The organism is Mesobacillus thioparans, from assembly GCF_965138835.1.
Taxonomy (GTDB): Bacteria; Bacillota; Bacilli; order Bacillales; family Cytobacillaceae; genus Mesobacillus; species Mesobacillus thioparans.
Genome location: NZ_CBCSFH010000001.1, coordinates 89,891 through 101,389, shown reverse-complemented (window position 1 = coordinate 101,389; position 11,499 = coordinate 89,891). Strand labels below are relative to the sequence as shown.

The window sequence follows — 11,499 nt, the reverse complement described above, 5'->3', positions numbered from 1 at the left end:
AATTTTCGCCAATAAGCCGATTCCCCTTCTAAATATGGGTAAAGAAAGTAAGGGTAAATCCCCTTCAAGACGAAATAATCCGAAAATCAATGGGCAATACTAACAAAATCGATTACGTTTAGGAGGATTTAATGTGACTTTATCTATCTTTGCCCTGGGAGGCATCAATGAGATCGGCAAAAATATGTATGTTGTCCAGTATGAGGACGATATTTTTGTGATTGATTGCGGCGCCAAGTTTCCTGATGAGAGTTTGCTCGGAATCGATTTGATCATCCCGGAAATGACTTATCTGGAGGAAAACAGGGAAAAAATCCGCGGCCTGGTTGTGACACATGGCCACGAGGATCATATCGGCGGTGTTCCTTATTTTTTCAAAAAGCTGAAAGCGCCTGTATATGCGACTGATTTCACATTGGGATTGATTGAGCTGAAACTCAGTGAGCACAAGTTGTTAAGGGGTACAGAATTAAAGAAAATCAATTCAGATTCAGAACTGGATTTCGGCAAGATCAAGGTTTCTTTTTTCAAAGTTAGCCACAGCATACCGGATTGCCTTGGCATTGTATTCCACACTCCAGAAGGGAATGTCGTCCATACAGGAGACTTCAAATTCGATCTGACCCCTGCGAATGATGAACAATCAGAAATCCATAAAATGGCGAGGATTGGGACAGAAGGTGTCATTGCATTGCTTTCTGAGAGCACAAATGCTGAGCGGACAGGATTGACGCCATCTGAACGGATGGTTGCCGGTCATTTGGAAGAGGCGTTCATGAAGGCGGAAGGCAAAATATTTGTTTCAACTTTCGCTTCAAATGTGAACAGAATACAGCAGGTTGTCGAAGCAGCAATTAAAACAGACAGGAAGCTCGCTTTGCTGGGTCGAAGTATGGTGAATGTTGTGGATGTAGCAATCGAAAGAGGATACTTGAATGTCCCTGAAGGGATGTTGATTCAGCCACAGGTTGTCGACCAGTTGGACCCGGGCAAGGTGGCGATTCTTTGTACAGGCAGCCAGGGGGAACCGATGGCGGCACTGTCCAGGCTGTCCACAGGGAATTACCGTGATGTCAGCATATATCCAGGTGATACGGTCATCATGGCGGCGTCCCCGATTCCAGGAAATGAAAAAGATGTATCCAAGATCATCGACAACTTATTCAAGCTCGGTGCCAAAGTCATTTACGGATCAGGCAGCACAACGGGCATGCATGTTTCTGGGCATGGCTACCAGGAAGACCTCAAGCTGATGCTGACATTGATGAAACCGAAATATTTCATCCCGATTCACGGAGAATACAGGATGCTTCACCATCACCGCTTGCTGGCAGAATCTGTCGGAGTGGAAAGAGGGCACACATTCATTATCAAAAATGGGGATATCGTTGACATTGAAAATGGTGAAGCACGCCAGACCCGGAATATTCCGGCTGGGGACACATATGTGGATGGCGTGAGTGTCGGTGACGTTGGTGAAATCGTGCTCAGGGACCGAAAACAGCTTTCCGAGGATGGCATGCTGGTGATTGTCCTGACTTTAAGCAAGGCAGAGCGGAAAATTATTTCCGGGCCGGATACGATTTCAAGAGGCTTTGTGTTTGTGAAAAACTCGGAGGACCTGATGCGCGATGTGAATAGTCTCGTCACGAAAACCGTAACTGAACTGCAGGAGGATAACGTCCACCGCTGGAATGTCATCAAGCAGGGAATCAAAAAAGCGGTCGGCCAGCATATTTTCCAGCAAACCCGAAGGAAGCCGATGATCCTGCCGATTATCATTGAGATTTAACCAGGTACTGCACAAGTATCTGGTTTTTTGATTGACATAACACTAAATGGTGTTATAAATTTAAAAGTGACACAAAAAGGTGTTATAAATACATTGGAGGTCAAACCATGACAATACAACCCGAAATCCGTAAAACAATTCTTTTGAATGCGCCAATTGAAAAAGTGTGGAAAGCAGTTGCCACATCAGAAGGGATGGCAGCGTGGTGGATGCCGAATACATTCGAACCGGAACTTGGCAAAGAGTTTATTCTTCACGCAGGACCTTTTGGTGATTCACCATGCAAGGTGACAGAATTAGAGCCGCCGAATCGTCTCGGTTTTGACTGGGGAAAGGATTGGCATCTTGTATTTGAGTTAAGCGATCTTGATGGCAAGACCGAATTTACTTTAATCCACTCCGGCTGGGATCCTGAAACGGTTACTGAATTCGGCCAGCCACACACAATTGTCCAGGGTATCATGGATAATGGCTGGGATAAGATCGTCAAAGAAGCACTTCCTTCCTATATCGAGGGTTAACATGCCAGCTTCTCAAGCGAGACATGATGTGTTCCAGGCTGTCGCGGATCCGACTCGCCGAAAAATATTGAAGCTGCTTGCCGAAAAGGAGATGCCGATTGCCTCGATAACGGAAAGATTCCCGATAACCAGGACTGCCGTCAATAAGCATTTATTTGTGCTATCAGAAGCGGGGCTCGTCACCAGCAGGAAAATTGGACGGGAAACACGTTACGAATTGCAGCCAGAACCGCTTCGTGAATTGCAGGAATGGCTCTCCTTTTTTGAAATCTATTGGGATAACAAATTGTCGGCACTGAAAAACTTTGTGGAATCTGATGAAGATTAGGAGGCAATCACATGGAAAAAGCAACCCCGTTTTTAATGTTCGAAGGGAATGCTGAAGAAGCAATGAAGTATTATACTTCGCTAATCGAGGAGGATTCCGAAATCACCTCGATATCAAGGTATGGAGAAAATGGACCCGGAAAGGAAGGTAGCGTCATCCAGGCGACGTTTACCTTGAAAGGGCAGGAATTCATGTGCATCGACAGCAATATCCAACACGAATTCACTTTTACACCATCTTTTTCAATCTTCCTTACCTGCAGTTCGGAAGCTGAACTTGATCATTTATTTAAAAAACTGTCTGAAGATGGTTCAGTATTAATGCCTTTAGGGGATTATTCCTTCAGCAAAAAATTCGCCTGGACAGTCGACAAGTTTGGCGTCTCCTGGCAATTGAATCTGCCTAATTAGTCCTTGCAAGCATGGAGAATTCCTCCATGCTTTTTTACATTCCTGCTTAACAAATGTCGTGATAAAGTCTACACTAATAATTATTGATTAATGCATCTGCAAGGAGGGAAGCAGTCCATGGAAATCAAACTGAATCAAAAACTCATCAAGGATTTATGCGGAACTGTTTCCTTCAAACGCGGGGATGCATTTTACCGTGCGGATAAAGTGAAGTTTACCGAATACAGTGCCAATCGTGCAGAAGCAATCGTGTCAGGCGCAGATGACTTCCATGTCACAATCATGAGTACCGGAGATGGACGTTTTCAGACTGAGTGCTCATGTCCGAAGCTTGCATCTGTCAAACAAGAGTGCCAGCATGTAGCGTCTGTCCTGATTGCGATTCTCGATGAACAAAAGCAGGGAAGTACAAACAGGACCATACCAACGAAAAACGATCTTGCTGATGGAGTGCTCGCCATCTTCACTGAAGAGCCGAGAAGGACAAGCGGCCATCAGCTGCATTTTGAAACGCGAAGGATATTGAATACTCAGTTCATAATCAAGCCACTGAAAGGCAGCAGCCACGAGGATTTGCTGGGTGTCTCTATCAGCCTGGGGCCTGTAAAAGTTGATGATTTGGCGGGATTTTTACTCAGTATAGCGAAACGAGAGCAGGCAACAATTTCTCCTCTGTTCCAATACGATCCACGACTCCATTGCTTTCAAAATGATACCGATTCTGTCATTATACTGCTGACCCAAATTGTACTGGATGGAGATCTGGCTATCAATGAAGAGGAAGATCCTTCTATCTTGATCATTCCGCCATCTTTTTGGCAGCAAATTATCCATCTGCTTAGGAAGGTGCCAGATGTAAGACTGGAAAGTGGAGGCGAACTTGAAGATTTCATGGTTACCAATGATAAGCTTCCGCTGGAATTCAATTTTGAAAAAAATACCGGGAGTGACTATTCTTTAAAAATTGTTGGCATCCATGATCTGACTGTTTTTGATAAATATAATGTAGTTTTGGTTAATGCCCGATTAGTCGAGCTTAGCCCGGAGGATTTCAGCCGTTTGCATGAACTGAAAAACATGCTGGAAAAATCAAATGCAGACAGCATTCCGATTTTACAGGATCAAATGGGTTTCTTCGTGGAAAAAGTCGTTCCGGGCCTGCGCCGTATTGGCGAGGTGAAAATCGATGGCGACATGGCGAAGCAATTCCTGACAGACCCCTTGGTGGCGAAGCTGTACCTTGACCGGGTCAATAATCGCTTGCTGGCTGGACTTGAATTCCAGTATGGCAATATTGTTTTCAATCCGCTCGAGGACAGGGAACCCCGGGTGAATTCATTGTTGATCCGTGATGTTGAAAAAGAAGATGTGATCATGGAATTAATGGACGAAAGTTCTTTTGCCAAAACAGACGGCGGTTATTTTTTGCACAATGAAGAACTCGAATATGAATTCCTTTATCATGTGCTGCCGAAACTCCAGAAATTCGTACAGGTCTACGCTACTACTGCGATCAGGAACAGGATATTCAGGGAGCCAGCCAGACCGCAAATCCGTGTGAAGGTAAAAAAAGAACGGACAAACTGGCTTGAGTTCAAGTTTGAAATGGATGGGATACCCGAAAAGCAAATCCGGGATGTCCTGGAAGCACTGGAAGAGAAACAAAAGTATTTCCGGTTGCGCAATGGGATGCTCATGTCGCTTGAAACACGCGAATGGGAAGAAATCCAGCGCTTCCTTAAAGCAGGGCCGGTCCAGGCAGAGGACCTGGGAAAAGGGTTGAATATGCCGATCATACGGGGAATGCAGATGCTGGATTCGGTCGATGATCAATCGATGATTCTTGCAGAAGAATCATTTCGGAAATTTTTAGAGGAAATCACCCTTCCATCTGAAGCTAAATTCGTGATTCCTGAAAAATTGGAGCCAATATTGCGTGAATACCAAAAGCAGGGCTACCAGTGGCTGAAAACAATCGCAAGCTATGGTTTCGGAGGCATTCTTGCTGATGACATGGGGCTGGGGAAAACACTGCAAAGCATCACTTATATAGCATCAGAACTCGCAGATGTTAGGAACCGGAACCTGCCGATTCTGATTGTTTGTCCATCATCACTGGTCTATAACTGGCTGAGTGAATTCTTGAAATTCACACCGGAAACAGAGGCAGTGATCATCGACGGACATAAAAACGAACGGGCCAGACTATTGACAGATGTTTCGGAAATGGATGTCGTCATCACGTCTTACATGCTGTTAAGACAAGACATCCACTTATATGAAAGAATGAAGTTTCATACGGTCTTTTTCGACGAAGCACAAGCCTTCAAGAATCCGCTGACACAAACGGCAAAGGCGGTTATGAATATCAAGGCAGAGCACCGATTTGCATTGACTGGAACGCCGATTGAAAACTCAACAGAAGAATTGTGGTCCATTTTCAGGGTAGTGTTCCCGGAGTTATTCCAGGGATTGAAGGAATACAGCCATCTGACAAGCAAGACAATCGCACGCAGAATCCGGCCATTCTTGCTCCGGAGAGTGAAAGAGGACGTACTTGGAGAGCTGCCTGAAAAAATTGAATCCATCGATCGAGTGGAATTGCTGCCTGAACAAAAGAAACTCTACGCAGCATATCTGGCAAAGCTTCGTCATCAAACCTTGAAGCAGTTTGATAAGAACACAATCAGGAAAAATCGCATCAAAATCCTCGCCGGATTGACAAGGCTCAGGCAAATATGCTGCCACCCCGCCCTTTTTGTCGATGGCTATAAAGGAAGCTCTGCAAAGTTTGAGCAATTGAAGAAAATAATCGAGGAATCCAGGTATGCCGGCAGAAGAGTACTGATTTTCTCGCAGTATACAAAGATGCTGAGTTTGATTGCGAGGGAGTTAGCGTATCAGGGCATTCCCTATTTTTACCTGGATGGACAGACGCCATCGGAAGACAGGGTCGAAACATGCGAAAAGTTCAATGCCGGAGAGCGGGAATTCTTCCTGATTTCATTGAAAGCTGGAGGGACAGGCTTGAACCTGACAGGAGCCGATACTGTCATCCTCTATGATTTATGGTGGAATCCAGCCGTTGAAGAGCAGGCTGCCGACCGGGCACACCGTATGGGTCAGAAAAATAAAGTCCAGGTCATCAAATTGATTTCAAAAGGCACGATTGAAGAGAAGATGAATGAGCTGCAGGAGAAAAAGCGAAATATGATTGAAGAAATCATTGAAGAAAAATCCTCAGCTGCCCTTACAGAAGAGGATATCCGTGAAATCCTTATGCTGTAGAGTCTGGAGAGTTAAAGCTTTAACAAAGTTCTAATTAAGCCGATAATAATCTGTGAGCCAAGCTTTAGCATTATGCAGATAGAGGAGAGATTATTTTGGCTAATAAAGGACTGAACGTAGGCAAGCAAGCACCTGATTTCTTGTTGCCTGGGACAAATCATACAAATTATCGTTTATCGGATTATTTAAGCCAGCCTGTCATTCTTATATTCTTAAGGGGCACTTGGTGACCGAACTGCCGAAATCAGCTGGTCCAGCTGAATGAACATTATGATTTCCTGAAAGAAAAAGGGTTTCAAGTACTGGGAATTGCAGGCCAGAATCTTAAGGGGATTCAGTCGTACGTTGACAAAGAAGGAATAAAAATTCCGATTCTGTCTGATGAAACCAGGGAAATCATTAAAAAGTATGAAGTATTTGTCCCTATTAAATGGGATAGTTTCAGGATTGCGATTCCAAGCACCTATATTTTGGATGAAGAACATGTCATCCGGTACAGCTATATAGGAGATTCTCAATTCGACCGCCCGGAGCTGGAAGAGATTTTCAGCAAAGTGGAAGAAGTGCGTACTCCTGGCAAAACCGGGGAAGAAACAGAGGACACAAACCAGACTGCTGTTTTTGTGGGGGCAATGAGGGAGACATTCCATGACATTGTATTGTCCACTCACACAATACAGAGCAGTGTCAAACACAACCTCTCGTCCATTCATGACTTGGAAGATCAGTTAACACAGAACAAAGAAGCATTATCAAAATTTTTTTCAGTGTTTGAGCAAATGGAATTACAGATTAATCAATACAGCGAATCGATCCATGAGGTAGTTCAAGGGTCTGTTGCTGTCATTGAGGATAACAGGAAGGCATCCGACCATATGAAACAAACATCTGAACTGCTGAAGGAACTGGTCGGTTTGACACAAACGATTGGAAGCATCAGCTCGACCATATCTTCGATTTCTGCCCAAACAAAAATCCTGGCACTGAATGCTTCAATCGAAGCGGCAAGGGCGGGAGAGCATGGCAAGGGTTTTTCAGTGGTGGCAAAAGAAGTAGGAAAGCTGGCTGCTGCCTCTGCAGATGCATCACAAAACATTTCTATACAATTGGAAGAAATCGAAAACAAAATCAGTTCAAGTTTCTCTTCATTTAACGACTTTGACGGTCTGATGCAGCAAATAGACTTGAAGGTAAAGTCACAAAACAAGGAACTGGAGAATATCTCCTCGGGCATCATTTCCATAAAGGCCGAAAGCACCTCCCTTGCGGATCGGCTGCGGAAAATCACCGAACTGGAAGAAGCTCAACAGCAAAAGATAGGCTCTGTAAAACAACAGGAACTGAATATATCTTCCGAAATAAATGGCATCCATCGGGATATGGAGGAAAACAATAAGCTCCTGCTTGAACTCGACCAGAGACTGCAATAACATGAAAACGCCCCTTTGACAGAAACAAAGGGGCTTTTAATATTCAATATTTAGCTTCGTTATCCAGGTAAGACCTGAGTGTCTGCTGTAAAGTTCCTCTGGTATCTGCCTTTTGATCCAGGTTGATTCCAGTATGGATCATTTGCCTCACAAGTTCAGGCCTCATCCCGGTAATGACCGCTTTAGAGCCCATCATCGCAACACCGTTCAACACTTTTTGGAAATGGTCAATGACGTTCATTTCCATATCCGCAATTCCGGACAGATCCATGATTAGCGTTTGGACTTTCAGTCTGGAAATATCCATCAGGACTTTCTCTTCGATAATTTGCATTCTGTAATCATCAATCATCCCAATAAGAGGAAGTACTGCAACAGTAGCACTGACAGGGATGATAGGGACGGAAAGATGTTCAACCAATTTACGCTGTGAATTGAGCAGTTCATCCTTGTACTTTGTATAAGTTAAGAAGAAAGTATTCAGGAATTGGTCTACCTGGTCATTGATGTTTTTCTCCAGCTGGAAAAAATCCTCGCGGTTGGTAACATTATTATGCAATTGGTCAAATTGATTCAGAAATTGCCATAACGTCCGGCGGATTGCCTGAATCCATTCCAGTTTGAAGGCAACAGTCAAAGAATGCTCTGCCCAGGCTATCCCTTCTTGTTCAGCAAAAGCGATCAGGTCCTCTTCCTGCTGTTCAACTATGTAAACAATCAATTTTTCTGCATTCTTTAACAGGTCAATATTCCCTTTTTGAAGGATTTCATGAATCTTAGTCGCAACATTCACTGCTTCTGATAACAATTTTCCTTCAAATTGTTCTCTATTTGCTTTAATGAAATCTGTTATCTCTTTTTGATTAAAAGTGGATTCCATTTCTATGTACACTCCTCGATCAGATACTTTAGTGTATTTAACAACACGGTTATAGGTAAAACTGTTCCTTTTAAAACTGTAACAAAACAGGGGGACAAACACAAATAATTAAAAGCTTGTTTCCTATAATTAAAGGATAAATCAAAAAATTAAAGAAGTATAATAAAAAGTATTTTATAGAGGAGGAAAAATTAATGGGGTGGTTGCTCATAGTCATCATCGCTTATTTGCCGATCATTTACCGGATCCATCGGCGGCTTGATTTTTTAGAAAAAGAAGTTGAACGGTTGAATCAAAACAACGGCAGCCGGCGAATCGAATAGTAATTGTTTGTATGCAGCTAGTTTATGTTGATTATAAAGTTATTATGTAAAGTGGTTCCGGAAGGGTGAAATTAGTACATGAAACATGAACAAGAAATGTTCATCCTGCTGCAGGAATGGGCACAGCGTGATGAAAATATTCGCATGGTCCTGCTGACTAGTTCACGGGCCAATCCGCACGCTTTCACAGATATCTTTACCGACTATGATTTCGAGATTTTCGTAGAGGATTTAGATGCTTTTATCAGTCACGATGGGTGGCTCGATCAGTTTGGTTCGCTTATCAAGAAAGTGGCTTTGCAGGATGGAAACTGGCGCACGAGACTCGTACTTTACGAGGATGGAACAAAGATCGATTTTCAGATTTCAACCAGTGATCACATACAACGTCTTGCTGAATTTACAGAGCTGCCGGCAAAATATGATAATGGTTTCAAAGTCTTGTTGGACAAAGACGGTTTCGCTAAAAAAATCCCCGCTCCTTCCTATAAGGCATATATCACCAGAAAGCCTTCTGAAGAAATATACGCTGATAGCATCAACAGTTTTTGGGGAGATACGGCATACGTAGCGAACAGCCTGTGGCGTGATGAACTGTATTTTGCCAAATACATGCTCGACAACGTGATACGATTTAATTACCTTCAGCCAGCCATTGAATGGTATCTTGGCGTAAAGCATGATTGGAGCATCAATCCTAATAAGTTCGGGCGCTGGTTCAAACGTTACCTGGATTCTGAAACATGGGCGGAATTGGAGGCGACTTATGCAGGAGCAGGCATCGAGGAAAACTGGGAAGCCCTCTTCCGTACTGCTGACCTGTTCAGCCGCCTGGCACAGGAAGTTGGGGAGAGTTTAGGATATCAGTATCCCATTGAATGTGAGCGGAAAATGAGGGAGTACTTGTTGAAAGTCAGGAATTTGCCAGCAGATGCGGAAAGCTTTAAGGCATAGCGGATAAAAGGCTGCCATGAGGTTTCATGACAGCCTTTCTATAATTCTTAAAGGTTCATCGGTACGCATTGAATAACGAGAAGAAAGCCCTTGAAAAAAATTCCACAATAAGGTTGAGAATTTTTCAACTAATGGTAAAATTATCTAAAATATTAATATGTTTATCATCGGTTTAATTTTATATTTTTATAGATGTGAAGGAGTAAATTAAGGAATGTTAACTTTAAAGCCAATTACAAAGGACAACTGGGAGGACGCAATAGAGTTAAAAGTGAAGGAAGACCAAAAACATTTTATGGCCTCAAATTTATATTCAATTGCTGAAGTCCAGTTCCTTGACCAGTTCCAGGCTTCCGGAATTTATGAAGGCGAGAAGATGGTGGGTTTTGCGATGTACGGTATCGACCCGGATGATAATAACTATTGGATATATCGTTTGATGGTCGATGAGGCGCACCAGGGAAAGGGGCTTGGAACAGAAGCGGTAAAATTGATCGTTAACGAGATCAGAATGATAAACACTGCTGGAATTCCGCTCATCATGATCGGCTACAACCAGGATAACGCAGGTGCAAGAGCAACTTACATAAAAGCCGGCTTTGTCGAGACAGAAGTCGCACCATGGGGAGAGCAGCTGGCTGCCTATAGACTGAACAAAAATATCAAGTAACGGACAAAAATCAGAGACTACAAGACAAAAGTGTCCGTCATCAAGGCTGTAACGGACAAAAAAGAAAGATTCCATGACAGAANTGTCCGTTATCGAGGGTGTAATGGACAAAAATCAGANACTACAAGACAAAAGTGTCCGTCATCAAGGCTGTAATGGACAAAAATGAGAGAATGCAAGCCAAAAGTGTCCGTCATGATTAGTTAGTAGCCTTCAAGAAACCAGACTGAACGTTTTTTTGGAGTCCAGATAAAATGTAGAAAATTAAATCATTGTTAGGAGAGGAAAACTAGTGGCAGATGGGGTCTATTTAGTAAAACCTAATATAGAGCTGGAAGAGGAATACCTAGATTTCTACAATGAATGGAAAGAAAGCGGAGAAGATATGATTCCATGGGTCATTTCCAAGGACCCAGCGGATTTTGCCGGCATGGTCCAATTCTTGCTGGATAATGAAAAAGGGGTCAATATTCCGAAAGGCTGGGTTAAAGACTCAACATACTGGCTTGTAAACGATAACAAAAAAGTATTGGGTGTAGTGAATATCAGGCATGGCCTTACTGAGAAGCTTTTCAACATTGGTGGCCATATCGGCTATGGAATCCGGCCGAGTGAAAGGCGTAAAGGCCATGCGACGAACATCTTGGCATATTCACTGGAAAAAACAAAGGAATTAGGGATCGATAAAGTCCTTGTTGTTTGTGATGCGGACAATATCGGATCTGCAAGAACAATAATCAATAATGGCGGAGTCGAGGATGCCAGCTTTACTGAGGAAGATGGCAATGTAGTTAAGAGGTTTTGGATTGAGAAATGATTAACTTAACACCATGATCAAGGTTTTAAGCAAAGCTGTATAATCAGCTGTAACCTGCTGCTCATCGAATTGTCAGGCTGGCTTCA

Annotated in this window: 11 protein-coding genes; 10 read left to right on the top strand and 1 reads right to left on the bottom strand. The window is 43.2% G+C overall.

The genetic code is table 11. The annotated features are described in order from the left end of the window. Window positions 1–184: 184 nt before the first annotated feature. The 6 genes from ACNAZ4_RS00625 to ACNAZ4_RS00600 all read left to right on the top strand — a co-directional run bounded on the left by ACNAZ4_RS00625 (window position 185) and on the right by ACNAZ4_RS00600 (window position 7,769). Window positions 185–1,792, top strand: a complete 1,608-nt coding sequence (locus tag ACNAZ4_RS00625; protein WP_415812969.1) for a ribonuclease J — start codon at window positions 185–187, stop codon at window positions 1,790–1,792. Window positions 1,793–1,899: 107 nt separating this feature from the next. Further along, a complete protein-coding gene (locus ACNAZ4_RS00620) occupies window positions 1,900–2,313 on the top strand; it encodes an SRPBCC family protein (RefSeq protein WP_415812270.1) in 414 nt (137 codons plus the stop codon). A 1-nt stretch (window position 2,314) separates the two neighbouring features. Further along, window positions 2,315–2,641: an ArsR/SmtB family transcription factor gene (locus ACNAZ4_RS00615; RefSeq protein ID WP_415812269.1), complete on the top strand. Its 327-nt coding sequence runs from the start codon at window positions 2,315–2,317 to the stop codon at window positions 2,639–2,641. 11 nt (window positions 2,642–2,652) lie between these two features. Then, a complete protein-coding gene (locus tag ACNAZ4_RS00610; RefSeq protein WP_415812268.1) occupies window positions 2,653–3,051 on the top strand; it encodes a VOC family protein in 399 nt (132 codons plus the stop codon). 117 nt (window positions 3,052–3,168) lie between these two features. Continuing rightward, window positions 3,169–6,339, top strand: coding sequence for a DEAD/DEAH box helicase (locus tag ACNAZ4_RS00605; RefSeq protein WP_415812267.1), 3,171 nt, complete (start codon window positions 3,169–3,171; stop codon window positions 6,337–6,339). A gap of 95 nt (window positions 6,340–6,434) precedes the next feature. Next, entirely contained in the window at window positions 6,435–7,769 is a 1,335-nt protein-coding gene (locus ACNAZ4_RS00600; protein WP_415812968.1) for a redoxin domain-containing protein, read from the top strand. A gap of 43 nt (window positions 7,770–7,812) precedes the next feature. Here ACNAZ4_RS00600 and ACNAZ4_RS00595 read toward each other — a convergent pair whose 3' ends face one another. Next, the gene (locus tag ACNAZ4_RS00595) at window positions 7,813–8,649 is read right to left on the bottom strand and encodes an STAS domain-containing protein (RefSeq protein WP_415812266.1); all 837 of its coding nucleotides are present in this window, start codon (window positions 8,647–8,649) and stop codon (window positions 7,813–7,815) included. A 194-nt stretch (window positions 8,650–8,843) separates the two neighbouring features. Here ACNAZ4_RS00595 and ACNAZ4_RS00590 point away from each other — a divergent pair, with 194 nt between their 5' ends. The 4 genes from ACNAZ4_RS00590 (at window position 8,844) to ACNAZ4_RS00575 (ending at window position 11,413) form a co-directional block, all read left to right on the top strand. After that, window positions 8,844–8,972 (top strand): hypothetical protein, encoded by a 129-nt coding sequence (locus ACNAZ4_RS00590; protein WP_415812265.1) that lies wholly within the window; start codon window positions 8,844–8,846, stop codon window positions 8,970–8,972. A 78-nt stretch (window positions 8,973–9,050) separates the two neighbouring features. Next, window positions 9,051–9,926 carry an aminoglycoside 6-adenylyltransferase gene (locus tag ACNAZ4_RS00585; RefSeq protein WP_415812264.1) on the top strand — a complete coding sequence of 292 codons (876 nt, stop codon included), beginning with the start codon at window positions 9,051–9,053 and terminating at the stop codon, window positions 9,924–9,926. Window positions 9,927–10,140: 214 nt separating this feature from the next. Continuing rightward, window positions 10,141–10,596, top strand: coding sequence for a GNAT family N-acetyltransferase (locus ACNAZ4_RS00580; protein ID WP_415812262.1), 456 nt, complete (start codon window positions 10,141–10,143; stop codon window positions 10,594–10,596). A 292-nt stretch (window positions 10,597–10,888) separates the two neighbouring features. After that, window positions 10,889–11,413 carry a GNAT family N-acetyltransferase gene (locus tag ACNAZ4_RS00575; protein ID WP_415812261.1) on the top strand — a complete coding sequence of 175 codons (525 nt, stop codon included), beginning with the start codon at window positions 10,889–10,891 and terminating at the stop codon, window positions 11,411–11,413. Window positions 11,414–11,499 lie beyond the last annotated feature (86 nt).